Genomic DNA, 16,528 nt, shown 5'->3' with positions numbered 1-16,528 from the left:
ACCTCTGCAGAACCAATTGTGCTTTGCAAATCCGAATTGGGATCCAGCGGCAACCCAGACATGGTCTTGACCCAATAATCGGCCGTCTCCTGTGAGGGGGGTTCAACAGGCTGAGACATCAGGTAAATGTTGTTCTCGGCTCGTTCTTTCGGCACCGACCGGGTCACAACCTGAAACACGTGTGAGTACCGATTCTTCTGAAGCGATGTTTGCACGTCTGCAGGCAAACGCTTCCAGCGGTGCACAAATTCTGTCATTTCTGGCGTCCGCACCACGAACTCGGCCTGTTCGATGCTCATACCTTGGGATTCGAGCAAATTCTGGACATTCTTGATACCAAAAAAACGCACGTGAGTCCGGTCCAACAGGCCCCAGTCGCGATATTCAAAATCCTCATCGACGAGACATCCAAGAACCGCAGCATTGCCCACATGTGGCAAGGACAGAACCACGGACCCTGTATCGTTCAGCAGCGATTTCATACCCTGTAGAACGGTCCACGGATCATAGACATGTTCGAGAACATCAGCTGCAATCACATAGTCAAATAGCCCTTCCTTGCCGCGCACTTCGTCGCTCCAGGCGGCATCGTTAAGGTCCATGGGATAAACAGAGCGTGCAAAGTCTTGGAGCTTTTCCAATGCGCTCGGGTCGATCTCTAGGGCGACCACATCGCATTCCAGAGTACCAGACAGGCGTTTGGTGATCGAGCCGGGTCCCGCTCCAATTTCCAGAACTTTGGACTTCGGCTTGATCATGCGCAGGACGCGGGCCGGGGCGACATCGCTGTCCATATCGATGTCATATTCGTAATTGTGCCGGTCGGTTTTTGCCACCACTATACCCCATATCAACTCCAAAACAGCCGTACTTAAATCTCCATTCGATCGCAACGAGAAACAGCCCGAGTGTAGGAAGACATCGGGCAGAAGGCTCTTGAATAGAAAGCATGTGCTGGATAGGGAGCATATATAAGCGACTGATGTCACGACACTCACATCCCATCTGCCAGGGGGGCTAGACCCGAAGGATTCATGTGATGTGCAAAGTTCACCCTGCCATGCGAGAAACGGACGCTCACGCCTATGGATAGCGCAACCAGATCGCGAAGCCCTGGAGCCCTTCAGCGTTGGCGGTCGGGCTATATGGGGCGTTTGGTGGGCGAAAGCTTGAAGGCGCACGGCCGCCTGTATGCGGTGTCGATTGTGGCCATGATCTTTGTGGCGGTTTCGACAGCAGGCACGGCCTGGATCATGGAAAAAATCATTGATGCGCTCACGGCCCCTGAAGACCGGCGCCGTATCTTCCTTGTTGCGGCTGGGGTGGTTGGCCTGTTTTCCCTCAAAGGGGCTGCCGCATATGTGCAGGCTGTGTTTCTGGCGCGGGCGGGCAACCGGATCGTAGCCACCCAACAGGACCGTTTATATCGCAAGCTTCTGGGGCATGGCGTCGCATTCTTCAGAGGCACAGAATCTTCAGATCTGCTAATGCGCCTGACCCATGGCGCAAATTCAGCACGCCAGCTGATCGATATTCTGGTGACAGGGTTCGTCCGCGACGCGCTGACACTTGTGGGGCTTATCACCGTCATGGTCATCCAACAGCCCGTCCTGTCGACAATTTCCCTAATTGTCGGCCCCATCGCCATTCTGGGGGTGCGGCTGCTGCTCAAACGGGTCCGCGAGATCATGCAGGCCGAGATGGCCTCCCTGGCGGAGATCATCAAGGTGCTGCAGGAAACCTCAGGCGGTATCGAGGTGATCAAAGTGTTTGGCCTTGAGCCGCGCATGGCGGGGCGGATGAGTGCGGCCATCAAACAGGTTGAGACACGCGCCAATGCCATTGCGCGCCTGCAATCAATCACCAGCCCCCTGATGGAGGTGTTAGCAGGTGTGGCCATTGCGGCCGTTGTGGTGGTTAGTGCGATGAATATCGGCGGCGGAGAGCCGCCCACAGCCGGACAGCTGATGTCTTTTGTTACGGCACTTCTGATGGCCTATGAGCCTGCCAAGCGGCTGTCGCGCATGCGGGTTACAGTCGAAACGCACATGGTGGGCGTGTCCATGATGTTCGAGCTTTTGGATCGCGAAGAGCTGATGCCCGAAAGTCCTGACGCCAAAACTGCAGAGCCGGGCCCCGGCCAAATTGAAATGCACAATGTCACCTTTGGGTACCGGGGCAACATTTCCGTCATCAAGGGCATGAACCTGACATTCGAGGCCAGCAAATCCACAGCCCTTGTCGGGCAATCCGGGGGCGGTAAGTCCACGATCTTTGGGCTGATCATGAGGTTCTTCGATCCCGATACCGGACAGGTCCTGATTGATGGGCAGGACATCCGGGACATTACATTTGCGTCCTTGCGCAACAAGATCTCCTATGTGGGACAAAATACGTTCCTGTTTGCCACAACGGTGATGGAGAATCTGCGCTGCTCGGACCCTGACGCCACGGATGAGCAGGTCATCGCCGCAGCTGAGGCGGCCAACGCGCATGAATTCATCATGGCGCTGCCGGAACAATATGACACGCAGGTAGGGGAAAACGGGGCGTTCCTGTCGGGTGGACAGAAACAGCGTCTTGCGATTGCCCGCGCTATACTGCGCCAATCCGAGATCCTGCTGCTCGACGAGGCGACCAGTGCGCTGGACACCGAGTCAGAGGCGCTGGTCAAAACCGCGTTGCAGCGTCTGACGCGGGGCAAAACCACGATCGTGATCGCGCACCGGCTTTCAACCGTGCTGAAGGCAGACAAGATCTGCGTCATTCACGGCGGCGAACTGATCGAGGAAGGCTCTGTAGATGAGCTGCTGGCACGCGAGGATGGCGCGTTTAAACGTCTGTTTGAACAGCAGTTCCACAACTCCGACGAAGAGACCATGACAACTGATCCACTTTCCTGAACACTTGTCCGATAGAGGTCCGCTGAACGAACAGTTCCAGGAAAACGAGTGGGGTACGCAAACCCGACGCTTTTTGCGTCTCATATGCCTGGTACGATTAAATTTTCAAAAGCGACCCCTTATTCGTACACTTTGCACATGACGACCACAAAAATTGGATATGCCCGCTGCTCCACCGGCGGACAGGACCTCACCGCCCAAAAACAGGCGCTTGAAACCTTGGGCGTTGCTTCAGATCGCATCTACACCGACCATGGGTTGACCGGTACGAACCTTGCTCGTCCCGGTCTGGATCAAGCGATTGCCGCCGTGCGCGAGGGCGATACGCTTGTCGTACCAAAGCTTGACCGGCTGGCACGTTCTGTCCCAGACGCCCGTGCTATCGCCGATCAATTGGAGGCCAAAGGCGTCAAGCTCGCCCTTGGAACGTCAGTCTATGATCCGACTGATCCCATGGGGAAGATGTTCTTCAACATTCTTGCCACCTTCGCCGAGTTCGAAGCTGACCTCATCCGCATGCGGACCCGCGAAGGCATGGCTATCGCGCGGGCCAAGGGAAAACTGCGCGGCAAACAGCCGAAGCTGTCAAACAGGCAGCAACGCGAACTCAACCGCATGCATGCGACAGGGGAGTATTCCATCAGCGATCTGGCCGAGGTGTTTTCAGTGTCCCGGCCAACCGTCTATCGGACGCTTAAACGGCAGCAGATCTCAAAATCGGCGGGCTCCTAAGGGAGTGTGCCCCTCTAACCAAAGCACGCATATCCTATGCCACAACCACGTAACTTCGGAGCCTTGAATGTCTTCTCGTGACCTTCACCTGAACAGCACTGTCATCCGCTTTGATGAGAACATTTTGTCCGCTATGAATCCGCAGATTTTTGATGTCGCGTGGCTCCGGTCACAGCAACTGTGGCAAGACAGCACGGCAGGGCGCAGTCAGGCGCATTTCTTTTACTATGCAGGGTGCGATATGGTGCTGCGCCACTTCCATCGTGGTGGGCTTCTGGGCCGGGTAAACCGCGATTTATATCTGCGCATCGGTGCCGCACACAGCCGTGCGTTGCGCGAATATGATCTGCTCAGAGAAATGCTTTCCGAAGGGTTGCCTGTACCGCTGCCAGTCGCTGCGAGATACGTGCCATTCGGCCCGTTCTATCGTGCTGACATCATCACACAGCGCATCCCCAACGCACGTCCGTTGCAAGAGGTTCTGGAGGACAGAGCGCTGTCTACAGCACTCTGGTACAAGATTGGTGCTCATGTGCGCACCCTCCATGACCACAGAGTGTTTCATTCAGATCTGAACTGCCGAAACATCTTGCTCGACACAGATGATGAAGTCTGGTTCATCGACTTCGACAAATGCGACAAGCGTCCACCCGGAACATGGGAGCAAGGGAACCTTGATCGGTTACGACGTTCGCTGCGCAAAACAAAAGCCAACATGCCGGCTGCGCAGTGGCATGAAAGGGATTGGGCAGATCTGCTTGCTGGATATGAAGGCGGCTAAGCCACATGGCATGTAGCGTAACCATCCGCTATAGCGCTCTGAACGGTATGAGCAGCAAGCACACAGGCTTAAGATATGCGGGTTGACCCTCACTCACTTGACGTGATCACACCGAATTTAAAGCGTCGATATTCGGGGGTGTCGTCGACGGTCTTTCGCCTGGCGCCACTTTTGGCTCAGAAAATCGCCATTGCGACTACAGGACCCGTACTGCCTAAAGACATTCCGCAATTTCCGCTCTCCAAACTGCTGTTTCTGTCGCGCTCAGGCCCCTCGGGCTATCGCGTTTGGCATGCGCGTCGGAACATCGAAATGCTGGCGGGGGTGGTTCTGAAATTTGTGCTGCGCAAGCGTTTGAAGCTGGTTTTTACCTCAGCCGCACAGCGGCGCCGGGGAGAGTATTCGCGTTGGCTTATTCGCCGGATGGATGCGGTCATTGCAGCCTCTGGCAAGGCAAAGTCTTACCTTGAAGTGCCTGCAACGGTGGTGTTGCACGGGATCGATTCAGATGTGTTCGCCCCTCCGACGGATCGCTTGGCCTTGCGGACAAAACTGGGGTTGGACCCAGATGCGCTGATCGTGGGGTGTTTTGGCCGGATCAGGGAACAAAAAGGCACGGATCTGTTTGTTGATACCATGATCGAGCTGTTGCCCCGGCACCCATCTGCACACGGGATCATCATGGGGGGCGTGACCCGAGAGCAACAGGGGTTTGTCGAGCGTCTGAAATCCAAGATAGAGGCCGCGGGTTTGCGTGACAGACTGCGGATTCTGCCCGAGGATAAAGGATTTACAATTGCGCCGTGGTTTCAGGCGAGCGACATCTACGTGGCTCCGCAGCGGTGGGAAGGGTTTGGCCTGACCCCGCTCGAGGCGATGTCCTGCGGTGTTGCGGTTGTGGCCACCCGCGTTGGTGCTTTCGAAGACCTGGTTGTCCCTGATGAGACCGGCTTTCTGGTGCCCCCCGAAAATATCGAAGAACTGACAGCCGCGACAGATAAACTGATGTCTGACAGGACGCTACGACAGTCGATGGCCAAAGCGGCAAGGCAAAAAGTTCTGGGAGAACACCAGATCGTACACGAGGCCGAGGCCATCCTTACAGTTTATCAGCGTCTTATTTCTGAAGGGGAAGCCACGGGCCCGGATCGTTAAGGTAAGACATGAGGCAAATCATCTCAAAATCGCTGCCGGAACATCCAGGAAGGATATGGTATTGACCCATCACGACGTCACCATAGTCACCGTTTGTCACAACAGCCTATCGGTGCTTCCGTCCATGCTGGAAAGCATACCTAAAGGTGTTCCGGTTGTTCTGGTGGACAATGCATCCTCCGACACAGCGGAGTTACAGACACTCGCACATGAGCATAAAGCAACGTTGTTTTTAAACAGAGACAATGTCGGGTTTGGCCCCGCTTGTAACCAAGGCGCTTCCAAATCCGAGACGAAATTCTTGCTGTTCCTCAATCCCGATGCGGCACTGCAACCAGGTGCACTTGAAGGCCTCTTCGAGGCTGCAAAGCGTTGCCCAAATGCGAGCGCTTTCAATCCCAGAATCCTGGATAGCAAGTCACGCCAAAGCTTTCGCCGTGGTTCCAAGATCAAACCAAAGGAACGGCTTAGGGGGCCGGTACCAACCAGTGATACAGAAGTTTCTGTTTTGGCTGGATCCGCTATTTTTTGCCGCAAGGCCCTGTTTGAAAAGATCGGTGGATTTGATCCGGAAATCTTCATGTATCATGAGGATGATGATCTATCTTTGCGGCTGCGAGAACATGGTCCGCTTATGTATTGCCATGCAGCCAAGGTGGTGCATCTCAGTGGCCATGGTTCTCCACGATCGCCGCAGATTGCGGCTTTCAAAGCATATTTTTCGGCGCGCTCACGTGTATACACGCTGACAAAGTACGGTCATCCCAGGCCCAAACTGAACACGTTGTCGTCCGCGTTGTTTCGGTTGCTGTCCCCAGACACCCTGTTTCTCAAACGCAAACGTGCCAAGCATATCGGATATTTGAAGGGCGCATTCAGCGCTTTCAAAGATGGCGGGCGACACAGTTCATACGTCCAGACCTGACAAACAGCCGTCTTCTACCCTGCCCCTTTCCAGCGATTGTGGATCCAGAACCACTGTTCCGGGTTCTTGAGCACACGCGCCTCTAATGACTGGTTGAGCGCGCGTGTCATGGTTTCGGGATCTGTATGCGGAATGGGCGTTTCCAATTCCGCAGTGAACGCTCTCCCGCTCGCCTGTCTGGTCCCATAGAACGGGATTAGGATCGCATCATACCGCAAGGCAAGTTCAGCCATAGACGTTGCTGTCAACGCGTCGTGATCAAAGAACGGCAACGGCACACCGCTATTGGCGCGCACATCAATCAAGGCTGCCAGCGTACCCCCATTCTTGAGGTGCCGTACCATTTCACTCAGACCGGGGCGGCCACGTTCAAACAAGGGCGTTCCGATTGTGGAAATGTTCTTGAGGTAGAACCGGTGAAAGAACGGATTGTTCATCTTCCGATACAGCGCGCCCACATTGAACCCATGGGCTATCAGCCTCGCGCGGACGACATCATAATTTCCAAAATGACCCGAGATCACAATGGCCGGGCGGTTGGTGGCGCGGGCCTCTTCCAGGGCGATCAGGCCGGGTCCAGTCAGTTCAGTTTGCCGGGCGATCGACAAAAGATCCCGTGGTGAAAACAGCTCGCACAGTGTGCGTCCGGTATGGCGCGATATTTCTGTTGTGAGAGCGTCCCTTTTGGCTGTGCCGAGGTCTGGCCAGATCCGGTCCAAATTCAGACGTATGCGATTTTTAAAGCCAAATGCGGGCGCTATAAACCGAGCTATGACCCAAGCCATGAAGGCACTGCGCATACGGAACGGCAACAATGACAGGAGCGCGAATACAGTTCTGATGAGACCGTATTCCAGCCGATAGCGAATGGCATCAGCTGTTTTCATCTCAGACATTTGCGAATCCTGCGTGTGACGGCTCAACGTAAGATACGACGATTTACGACATCACCCGTCAGCCGTAATGCTAATCGAGCTCGACGTTCATAGCTTTCGCCATTGGTTTCGACAAGCGGATTGAACCGCCCCTTGTTTGCCGGAAGCCCAGCAGTAATGATACTGGGTCATAGGAAATACGAAAAACGGAACACGTTATCCGGAGGCACTGCGCACGCGAGCGGTGCGGATGGTTTCGGATAACGAGGGCGAGTATGTGAGCAGATCGGCGGCAATGTTATCGATTTCGCAAAAGGTTGGGTGCAGCAGGGACAGCTTGCGCATCGGGGTCAAGCAGCATGGAACGGATATCGGAAACCGCGAACATAGCAAGCCATACAATAGGCCGGTGATCTATTAGCCTATCAAACACTGACTATGGTATTTGGGGCAAGACGAAAGGCGAACATCATGGCCACTGACATGGCACAGCTCACCTTCGATGGCCGCCCATGGTTTGCGGATACAATGGAGGCTGACCTGCGCGCAAAACAGAAAGCCGGGGCTCATCTGGTCTTCCGGCGCGACGATGGTGAATGGGTCCGGGAGGCTCCGGACGGCACACAAAAGTTGCTTGGTTATCACGATGAAGAGTACGTTCGACGCAAGTGGAAAGCGACATAACTGACGGGCCGTGGGCGCATCGGCCCCCATAAAGCCAGGGAGCCCGCGACCCCGTCATATCGGTCAGGTCTCTCTGCAAAGATCAAGACGCTCGGCAACATGGGGGCCTCGCTGTCTCATACGTTCCGGGAACGCGAGACACCGAACGCCGATCCAGAGCGCATCAAGGACAACACTGTTCTGGTTGGCGGCACGACCACCAAGGAAGTTTTGGCCGATTGGCACTATCGAGCACCGGAAAAGATCCAGTCCATGAGCCGCGAAGACCTGGACGACTACTTCAAGGACGCGCTCGACTGGATCAAGGATCGGCATGGGGAAGAGAATGTTCTGTCGGCTGTTGTTCACCGCGACGAGACCACGCCGCACATGTCGGCAATGATCATCCCTCTCGACGAGCGCAGCAAGCTGAATGCCCGCTCCTTCGTGGGCAACAAGAAAGCGCTGTCAGACCTGCAGTCAGACTTCGCAGAGAAGGTCAGTGAGCTATATGGCCTCCGGCGAGGTATCAAAGGCTCTGTGGCTCGTCATGAGCGCGTGCAGAGAGTCTATGGGACCTATACCGACAAAACGGACGCTGTGGACATCCCAGAGCGCCTCAGAGGCTCTCTCCTGGGCGCTGGCAAGGAAAGCGATGCGGAATGGCACGCACGGGCCACAGAGGCCGCCACAGCGCGTGTCCGTGCCCTCATGCTGGAGATGATGGAGCGGGACCGCGTATCAGAACCGGGGGCTGGAAACCTCGCTCTCATTGGCAGGCATGACTGACAAGGCAGAAGCAGCTGTTCGCATTTACACGGGTGTCGAAAAGCGGATTCTGGCGGGCGATCTAAAAGCGCTCAAGGAAGCCGCCGGGTCGCCTGAGCAGGTTAATCTACTTGTCGAGGTCTACAACTGCGCCCTGCCCCCCAACACCCCGCTAACAGAAGATCAACAAAGGTTTCGGAATGCGCTTATCTCGGTGCGGGATGAGATCAACAAGCAGAACAAGGCGGATACCGTTTCTGAGGTAGAGGCCTTGCCCCCTGCCCTGCCCCACACGCGGCTTGTTCTGGAACGAATGCGCGAAGATCGCACGGCGTCACAGCTCAACAGCGCTGCTGAACGGAGTGCATTTCTGGATGAAATCGAAGAGGTCGAACAGCTCAGGCTTGCCCTCGCTTATTATCAGCAAACCGATGTGGAAATCCCAAATCATGCGCTGCGCTCAGTTGTCGACCGGCTGGTTGATGTTGAAGAACCCGAAACGGATAGCCACAGGGACCGAGGGCCGATTCATTAAATCCGAGGTTTGCCGTCTCGTTTTTCTAAGTAGATTCTGGAGTTTGTCGTTTGAAAAATAGGTTGTTGGATGAAGCGCTGGTTCGGTTGTGGGTGTTATATATGTGTTAGAATCTGTGTTACGCGAATCGCGACTTCCATCAAGCTATTGAAAACACTTTTGAAAACGAGATTATTTTTGGCCTTCGGTGGGTGATATTACGATGAGGGGTGTGTGATCTTACGAAAGATGGTGTGTGATCTTACGAAAGATGGTGTGTGATCTTACGAAAGATCATCGGTGGGTGAAACTACGAAGCTCTTGCGCCGGTGTGTGAAATTACGAATAGTATTGCCATGGTGGGTGAAACTACGAAACCTGATCGGACTCCCCTCCTCCCTCTGCGACATGCCCAGGGGGATTTTTTTGTTTGCGACATTTTCGATGCAGCTCCCAAGGGTGACATGGCCTCGATGGCACACCCGATTTTCACTCTTTCGACTAAGCCGGACACCAAGAAGCGCCGCTATGTGGCCTCTGACGGTCAAAGCTACGTTGAAATCCGGCCCAACATGATTGGTCTTGCGACTGTCCATGATCGTGACGTGTTGATTTACTGCATTTCGCAAGTGGTTGCTGCCCTGAACAATGGAAAACAGATTCATCGAACACTTCGGTTCAAGGCTTATGACCTCCTCGTTGCCACAAACCGGCCGACTGCTGGGACAGGTTACACGGGACTAAAGGCCGCTCTGGAGCGCCTTCAAGGGACGCAGATCGAAACTAACATTACGACCGGCGGCGTGGAGCAAATCGACGGCTTTAGTCTAATCGACCGTTACCGGATCGTTCGGGAAACCCGTGACGGCCGAATGCTCGATCTTGAAGTCACCCTCTCCGACTGGGTGTTCAATGCCATCGCCGGTGACGATGTTCTTACGCTGAACCGCCGTTACTTCCAGCTTCGTAAGCCGCTGGAGCGCCGCCTGTATGAGCTGGCGCGCAAACAATGCGGGACGCAGCCGGAATGGAAGTGTGGTCTGGAGAAGCTGAAGGACCGAACTGGCTCCACGTCCTCCGATAAAGAGTTTCGGCGGCTCGTCCGAGCGATCTGTAAGGCCGACGAGGAACATAATCATATGCCGGATTACTCCTTCCGGCTTGATGCCGACATTCTCACAGTCACGCCGAAACCCGAGTTTCTTGAAAGCTACGCGCCCAACCCAGAACAAGACAAGCTGACCGGCGGCTACGTACTACCCCTCTCGCCCGATACGCTCGAACGGGCGAGAGAACTGGCTCCATCATGGGATATCAAGATGCTGGCCGCAGAATGGCGGACTTACTCCGCCAGACAGAAAGAGCCGCCAAAGAACCCGGACGCCGCGTTTCTCGGTTTCTGCAAGAGTTGGTTCAAAAAACGTGGCCGCAACGGTTGGTAAACCAACTCATTTGAGTAATCACTCATACGAGTTTCAGTCAGTTTTCTTCTTGGACAGAATGTTCATAGGCATCACCGGTATCAGGCCAGACCGGCCAGTTCTTCTCGGCGTCCCTTCTGCCGAGTTTTTCTAGCTGTCGGGCTGATGGCTTCTTCAATCTGTGCGTCGGACAGCATCAGCGTTTTCTCAACAACTCATTTACTCAAATACTCAGACCACAGATCACGTGTGATGTCCGATATTGAGCGTCCCTCTTCGACGGCCTTCATCTTGATTTGCCGATACAAGCTTTCTTCGATCTCAGCATTGAGGCGCTTCTTTTTCTCAGTGGTTTCCGTCACCTCTTTCAAGATGCGCTGACGGGCCTCGTCGCCACGGCTGGGGCGTTTTGCTGACAGTGCCATGTTACGCCACCTTCCTGTTTGCAGGGGCAAGCATACCAATCAGCTCGTCAATCAAAGCCAATGTCTCCGCCTTGGCCTTGGCGTTGTCGGCATCAAAGACCGTCAGTCCTTCGGACGCGGTTTGTGGATATACCTGACGTTGTGTGATTGTCGTGTCGCAGACGGGCAGGGCGTATTCGTCCAAAGCCGCCCGTACATCGCCACCTAGGCGCGTTCCTTCCACCATGCGGGACACAACGAAGCCCGCCACAGGAAGGCCGTCTGTGACCTCCTGGCGGGCTTTGATGAAGTCTACCAGATCAGACGCTGCCCAAATGTCATAAGGCGAGGGTTGAACGGGAATGAGAACAAAATCGCTGACCTTGATTGCGGCGGCGATCATGTCTTCCAGCTTGGCCGCGCCGTCGATGACCACGTATTCGTAATTTGCGGCCATGCTGGCGAGCGTCTTGACGTTGTTAGGACGATCAAGCGCCACCAGCTCAATCGGGTTGTCCTCGTTAGCCGCATGCCAGTCTCGGGCGCTGCCTTGCGGGTCACTGTCCACGATCAGGACGGAATGCCCGCGATCATGCAGCGCACGGGCAAGGTTGGTGCTGATAGTGGTCTTACCGCAACCACCCTTGGGATTCAAAACGGAGATAATGCTCATGTGTCTACCTCATTTGTGTTTTTACTCAAAAGTGTAACTGAGTAGTTGAAGTCAGACAAGCTCGCTACAGGTGACGATCCACATCCATGCTTTCATGCAACACGCGAATAACTTTGATCCTGCTTTCACCTTTGGTGAAGTATACAAAGTGCCGTCCAACGGGGTACTTCAGATAACCCACGCGCACGTCAGATTTGCGGCCCAGGCGCTCACCCGCTGCCAGAAGCTCAAAGGTCTTGATGATACCCCGATAGTACGTGTCGGCCTGCTGCTCGCCCCAACAATCTTCGGTATAGTCCCAGATACCTCTCAGATCGGCCTTGGCCTTTTCTGAAAGGTCGTAAGTCTTAGCCACGCAAACCCCTGCTGGCTTTGATCTCTTGTAGGAAAGTCTCGGGATCAAAGTTTTCGGCGATACTGCTTTGCTCACCCTCGATCAAAGCATCCTGCAACGCTTTTACCTTGGTTTCGTGCTCCTCAAGCAAACGCAAACCAGCCCGTACAACATCACTGGCAGAGCCATAGCGTCCCGATTGAACCTGAGTGTCGATGAATCCCGCGAAATGATCGCCAAGGGACATAGATGTGTTCTTTGCCATGTCAAGCCTCGTATGTAAAGGATATACCAATAATTGGTATCTCGCAAGAGGCTGCAACACTCATTTACTCAAATAGACAAACATGGAGCACTCGGATTGCAAGGGTAACCGACCCACTCTGGCTCACCTTGCGAGCTGATACCCGCGCCTTTGCTTGGCCCGATAGACCGCAACCATCGCGTCGGCAGCGCGGCCAGCATCTTCGAATAACTCGATCCGGTGTCGCCCCCGGGTACCAATGCGGCCCTATTCGCGCAGGAGTGATACGCCACCGAAAAGGTCGGGCATCAAGCGCAGCCGATAGAAGCGATATATATTGGCCTCAGAGTCCACGCGCTCGATGCGGATGTCCTCGGGAAACAGCTCAAGCTGCTGCATCGGAGGCCTCCCGCATTACACGGCCGATGGTAGAGCGATGGACGTGGAAGAGCCGCGCAGCTTCCGCCTCTGTGCGCTTGCCGGACCGTACCATATCTCTTGGCGCTGGTCGTCCGACAGCTTTGGCTTGCGCCCTGGATGGCGTCCTTTTTTACGGGCGCACTCCAAACCGGTACGGGTGCGCTCGAACTCGGCAAAGACACCGGCAGACAAAAAGCGGTTCACCGGGTCGACTCCGGGATGCCACGACCGTATTGGTCGCGTCCAGACTGCTACTTTTAAGCTGTTGTTCAGCCCCAAGACATTCTAAAAAACGCAAACTTACAGCTGCATTCAGATCTGATGAAGATAGGATTTCCGGTATGTTCGAAAATACCACCGACGCATATCTCAGCACAGTGGCCCGAGCACTGGATGGGACAATTTACGAAGACCCACCCATCCTGTTTGGAGACACAAAACCCGGTTATGATGCAACCAACCGGGAATATGGCTGGGACTGGCCATCTGTGTCTTTCACAATGGTCGGCACGAAACGGCTGGCAAATGTCCGCTTCACACTAGAGACTGCGATCAGGGAGAATATCCCCGGCGATTTTGTAGAAACCGGTGTTTGGCGCGGGGGTGCGAGTATCTTTGCGCGCGCGGTGCTCTTCGCCCACGAACAGACGGATCGCCGTGTTGTGTTGTGTGACTCGTTCGATGGTTTACCTGCCCCCGATGAAGAGAAATACCCGCATGACAAAGGGTCGGATTTCCACACTTACGATGCGCTGGCAGTTTCAGTAGACGTGGTTAAAAGAAACTTCGAAAAGTTTAACCTACTCGATGATCAGGTCGTCTTTATTGAAGGGCTGTTCAAGGACACGATGAAAGATGTAACGAGCGAGAAGATCGCCGTGTTGCGTCTCGACGGCGATATGTACGAGTCCACGATCGATCCGTTGCGACATCTGTTTCCCAAAGTATCCAACAATGGGTGGGTCATCGTGGATGACTACCATGTTGTCCCAGCGGCCAAGGCCGCGGTGCATGACTATCTGGATGAAATTGGCTATGAGGACCCGGATTTTCAGGAGATTGACGGTGTTGGCGTGTATTTTCGCAAAAACACCAGAAAAATACCAAATAAAAGCCTCTGGAAGCGTGTAACTTCCCGAACCTAGGTTTTGTCTTGCGCCTCTATACCTGCGTCTTGAACCGCTTGGGCGGTCGCATGTAGATAAGCAAACCCATATTTTCTATCAGGCTCCAGGTGGGTACCTTCGGCCCATTCATTCCAGGCATTGATAAAGACGATCTTTTCATCTGCCGAATATTTCGGTTGCACCAGAACCTGTCGGCACAGCGTGGTCAGCCAACTCTGATAGGCTGGAACCGAGAACCGTTCGAGAATACGCGGCGCGTTTTGATTGCGGGCTGTGTTGTCCCAGGACAGGACGACCGACTTGAAACATTTGTGGTCCGGTTCGGGCTTTGCCACAGAGCCCGCCACGATGGCACCGTAGTCCAGGATCGATCCTGTGAAATTGGGGTTGAACACGCCAACCTCATCCGTGATATCGCGGCGCTGAGTTTGGTGTGGAGGAAATTCACATGCCGCATCGAAACCCAAATCGCTCGGATCGCCGACATCAAAAGTTTGCGCAGCGATCAGATAAAGATCGGGAAAGCCCCAGCTTTGTGCCGCTGCGCGCCAAGCATCAGTGATGGCCCGGATGTCTGGGATAATGTTGGCGCGATAGACTATAAAGGCAGGCTTATCGTCTATGGTGATATAGCGGGGATCTTCGAGGTAAGGCCGTATATGCGAGAGCAGTGCTTTGGAATCCGCAATCGAGTGGTTCTGACCAATCAGGACATCGTGTTCGCGCCCATCCCATCGGCGGGTCCAGTTCTCATTAGCCCAAGTCAGACAGAACGGCATGTCAATCTCGGGGCGGTGCAGCATCTGCTGTAATGGGCCCTCCATCAATGTTTTGCCGTCAAACCAGTAGAAATAATAGGAAAACCCGCCAACGCCATAAGCTTTGGCCATGCGGGTTTGTTCTTCCATGATCTCAGGCAACCTTAGGTCATAATAACCCAGATGGATCGGGCAATGGGGCTGATAATGCCCAGGGTAATTGGGGATCGCTTTGCCAACATTACTCCACTCGGTAAACCCTTTTCCCCACCATGCGTCATTTTCAGGAAATGGGTGAAACTGAGGCAGGTAATACGCGATGAGCTTCACCTTGGGCGCAAATTCAGCTGGGCGCGCGTCGGGCATAAAGCTGTCCACAACGTCCGTAGATGCAAAGCCTTGACCGTAGCGTGTCACATTCTGCTCTGACTGGGCCCAATGGCGCCTTGGATCGCGTTTACTGGCCGAGTTACGGAAGCGTCGAGCCATGCGGGAAGGCAAGGGTGGGCTCAGCCAGGCTAAACCACTGAGCAAGAGAAACAAAACGGCATCTTTCACAGACATTGCCCCTTTCCACAGAATTGCTCCGGTCGAGCAGAGTTCTAGTCCTTGAAACTACGTATTTTGTTTCTGATAGTTCTGCCGTTCACAAAATCACGCACCTTGCGGAAAGCTCTTTTGAAGAGAGGCTTTTGAGGGTCATAGGACCCGATTTTGCGGCCACGTGTACTCTTCTTGCGACGTTGCTCCGGCGCAATCCCCACATCATGCCAGTTGACCAAGTCTGTTCCTGAACGGGCGCGTCGTGTGGCCTCCAGAAATGCATGTCCGTATTTCCGGTCAGGTTCAAGATGACAGCCTTCGGCCCATTCGTTCCACGCGTTCACAAAGACAAAACGCTCCTGATCCGGGAACTCCCTAGCGGTTTGCCGCAATGCGCGGGCCAACCAAAACTCATAGTTTTGCGGCGTACCGTTCAGGACCACCATGGCGTTTTCGTGACGCCGCGCTGTGTTGTCCCATGACGGAAACACAGCGCGGTGGACATTATTGTCTGCGCTGTAATCCCGGTTCAAATATTGCTCTGCGACGTCCTGATAGTCGACACAGAGACCCGCAAAATCAATGTTCAGGTCCAACGCGTCCGCGTGGTTTGTGGCCCGAATGTTATGTGGTGGAAATTCGACCCCGGAATCAAACCCATAAGACGCATAGTCCCAGTTGTGGTGGGTCAAGGCGCAAGCCAGGTGGATCTTGGGGAACCCGATCGAGGCACAATAAGCGCGCCAAGTCTCGACGGCTTTTTTTGCATCAGCCAGGTGCTGCGGACGATAGACAATCAGAAACGGTGCGCCATCCAGCGTGATGTATCGAGGGTCCTGAAAATAAGGAACAATCGACTTGATAAAGTTCAGGTCATCCTCTGGTTTATATTCCTGTGCAATCAGAACGTGATGCTCTGCAGCATCCCAACGACGCGTCCAATTTTCGTTCGCCCAGCACAAACAAAACGGCATATCGCTTTCGGGGTCCGCCAGCATATCGTCCAGAGGACGTTCCAGCAGACGATGGCCTGAAAACCAGTAGTAGTGATAGCAAAACCCATGTATCCCATTCGCTTTGGCCATTTCGATCTGATCCAGCCGGGTCTCGCGCACTCGCAGGTCATAATATCCCAGATCCGTCGGAAAATGCGGTTGGTAGTGTCCGGAGAATAGTGGCTGGGCTTTGGTCACATTGGTCCATTCCGTAAATCCCTTGCCCCACCAATCATCGTTCTCGGGTATCGGATGGAATTGGGGCAGGTAGAAGGCAATGGTCTGGATGTTAT

Annotated in this window: 20 protein-coding genes; 10 read left to right on the top strand and 10 right to left on the bottom strand. The window is 54.4% G+C overall.

Features of this window, described 5'->3' with window-relative positions; translation table 11 throughout:
- The coding region (locus IE087_RS23405) for a class I SAM-dependent methyltransferase (protein WP_189372005.1) at positions 1-836 on the bottom strand (836 nt) is incomplete at its 3' end.
- A 321-nt stretch (positions 837-1,157) separates the two neighbouring features.
- On the opposite strand from IE087_RS23405, the gene IE087_RS23400 reads away from it, so the two are divergent.
- The 5 genes from IE087_RS23400 to IE087_RS23380 all read left to right on the top strand — a co-directional run bounded on the left by IE087_RS23400 (position 1,158) and on the right by IE087_RS23380 (position 6,496).
- Complete coding sequence (locus IE087_RS23400; RefSeq protein WP_229801564.1) at positions 1,158-2,903, top strand: ABC transporter ATP-binding protein; 1,746 nt, start codon at positions 1,158-1,160, stop codon at positions 2,901-2,903.
- 138 nt (positions 2,904-3,041) lie between these two features.
- Positions 3,042-3,635, top strand: a complete 594-nt coding sequence (locus tag IE087_RS23395; RefSeq protein WP_189372003.1) for a recombinase family protein — start codon at positions 3,042-3,044, stop codon at positions 3,633-3,635.
- Between the two features lie 67 nt (positions 3,636-3,702).
- Positions 3,703-4,416 (top strand): 3-deoxy-D-manno-octulosonic acid kinase, encoded by a 714-nt coding sequence (locus IE087_RS23390; protein ID WP_189372002.1) that lies wholly within the window; start codon positions 3,703-3,705, stop codon positions 4,414-4,416.
- Between the two features lie 171 nt (positions 4,417-4,587).
- Positions 4,588-5,571, top strand: a complete 984-nt coding sequence (locus IE087_RS23385) for a glycosyltransferase family 4 protein (RefSeq protein WP_308425498.1) — start codon at positions 4,588-4,590, stop codon at positions 5,569-5,571.
- Positions 5,572-5,632: 61 nt separating this feature from the next.
- A complete protein-coding gene (locus tag IE087_RS23380; RefSeq protein ID WP_229801563.1) occupies positions 5,633-6,496 on the top strand; it encodes a glycosyltransferase family 2 protein in 864 nt (287 codons plus the stop codon).
- A 14-nt stretch (positions 6,497-6,510) separates the two neighbouring features.
- Here the strand turns inward: IE087_RS23380 and IE087_RS23375 are convergent, their stop codons facing one another.
- Positions 6,511-7,392, bottom strand: a complete 882-nt coding sequence (locus tag IE087_RS23375; protein WP_229801562.1) for a lysophospholipid acyltransferase family protein — start codon at positions 7,390-7,392, stop codon at positions 6,511-6,513.
- A 450-nt stretch (positions 7,393-7,842) separates the two neighbouring features.
- Here IE087_RS23375 and IE087_RS23370 point away from each other — a divergent pair, with 450 nt between their 5' ends.
- The 4 genes from IE087_RS23370 (at position 7,843) to trfA (ending at position 10,758) form a co-directional block, all read left to right on the top strand.
- The gene (locus IE087_RS23370) at positions 7,843-8,055 is read left to right on the top strand and encodes a hypothetical protein (RefSeq protein ID WP_189372000.1); all 213 of its coding nucleotides are present in this window, start codon (positions 7,843-7,845) and stop codon (positions 8,053-8,055) included.
- Positions 8,056-8,154: 99 nt separating this feature from the next.
- The gene (gene mobV / locus IE087_RS23365) at positions 8,155-8,823 is read left to right on the top strand and encodes a MobV family relaxase (RefSeq protein ID WP_189371999.1); all 669 of its coding nucleotides are present in this window, start codon (positions 8,155-8,157) and stop codon (positions 8,821-8,823) included.
- Complete coding sequence (locus IE087_RS23360; protein ID WP_189371998.1) at positions 8,816-9,337, top strand: hypothetical protein; 522 nt, start codon at positions 8,816-8,818, stop codon at positions 9,335-9,337. The genes mobV and IE087_RS23360 overlap by 8 nt, the downstream gene beginning before the upstream one ends.
- A gap of 335 nt (positions 9,338-9,672) precedes the next feature.
- The gene (trfA, locus tag IE087_RS23355; RefSeq protein ID WP_189371997.1) at positions 9,673-10,758 is read left to right on the top strand and encodes a plasmid replication initiator TrfA; all 1,086 of its coding nucleotides are present in this window, start codon (positions 9,673-9,675) and stop codon (positions 10,756-10,758) included.
- Positions 10,759-10,952: 194 nt separating this feature from the next.
- On the opposite strand, the gene IE087_RS23350 is transcribed toward trfA, so the two are convergent.
- The 6 genes from IE087_RS23350 to IE087_RS23745 all read right to left on the bottom strand — a co-directional run bounded on the left by IE087_RS23350 (position 10,953) and on the right by IE087_RS23745 (position 12,791).
- The gene (locus tag IE087_RS23350; RefSeq protein WP_189371996.1) at positions 10,953-11,162 is read right to left on the bottom strand and encodes a plasmid partition protein ParG; all 210 of its coding nucleotides are present in this window, start codon (positions 11,160-11,162) and stop codon (positions 10,953-10,955) included.
- A gap of 1 nt (position 11,163) precedes the next feature.
- Positions 11,164-11,814 carry a ParA family partition ATPase gene (parA, locus tag IE087_RS23345; RefSeq protein WP_189371995.1) on the bottom strand — a complete coding sequence of 217 codons (651 nt, stop codon included), beginning with the start codon at positions 11,812-11,814 and terminating at the stop codon, positions 11,164-11,166.
- 64 nt (positions 11,815-11,878) lie between these two features.
- Complete coding sequence (locus IE087_RS23340) at positions 11,879-12,169, bottom strand: type II toxin-antitoxin system RelE/ParE family toxin (RefSeq protein ID WP_189371994.1); 291 nt, start codon at positions 12,167-12,169, stop codon at positions 11,879-11,881.
- On the bottom strand, positions 12,162-12,413 hold the full coding sequence (locus IE087_RS23335) for a type II toxin-antitoxin system ParD family antitoxin (RefSeq protein WP_189371993.1): 252 nt from the start codon (positions 12,411-12,413) through the stop codon (positions 12,162-12,164). Before IE087_RS23335 ends, IE087_RS23340 begins: the two co-directional genes overlap by 8 nt.
- Positions 12,414-12,536: 123 nt before the next feature.
- On the bottom strand, positions 12,537-12,653 hold the full coding sequence (locus IE087_RS23750) for a WGR domain-containing protein (protein WP_308425500.1): 117 nt from the start codon (positions 12,651-12,653) through the stop codon (positions 12,537-12,539).
- 6 nt (positions 12,654-12,659) lie between these two features.
- A complete protein-coding gene (locus IE087_RS23745; RefSeq protein ID WP_308425497.1) occupies positions 12,660-12,791 on the bottom strand; it encodes a WGR domain-containing protein in 132 nt (43 codons plus the stop codon).
- A 362-nt stretch (positions 12,792-13,153) separates the two neighbouring features.
- On the opposite strand from IE087_RS23745, the gene IE087_RS23325 reads away from it, so the two are divergent.
- On the top strand, positions 13,154-13,957 hold the full coding sequence (locus IE087_RS23325) for a TylF/MycF/NovP-related O-methyltransferase (protein WP_229801561.1): 804 nt from the start codon (positions 13,154-13,156) through the stop codon (positions 13,955-13,957).
- Here the strand turns inward: IE087_RS23325 and IE087_RS23320 are convergent.
- Positions 13,954-15,255: a glycosyltransferase WbsX family protein gene (locus IE087_RS23320; protein ID WP_229801560.1), complete on the bottom strand. Its 1,302-nt coding sequence runs from the start codon at positions 15,253-15,255 to the stop codon at positions 13,954-13,956. The two genes, IE087_RS23325 and IE087_RS23320, sit on opposite strands and share 4 nt — an antisense overlap.
- A gap of 44 nt (positions 15,256-15,299) precedes the next feature.
- On the bottom strand, positions 15,300-16,528 hold a 1,229-nt coding region (locus IE087_RS23315), incomplete at its 5' end, for a glycosyltransferase WbsX family protein (protein WP_189371990.1).

The organism is Tateyamaria omphalii, assembly GCF_014651375.1.
Taxonomy (GTDB): domain Bacteria; phylum Pseudomonadota; class Alphaproteobacteria; order Rhodobacterales; family Rhodobacteraceae; genus Tateyamaria; species Tateyamaria omphalii.
Note: the sequence above shows the minus strand (reverse complement) of the source record. Positions and strands in the feature narration are given on the sequence as shown.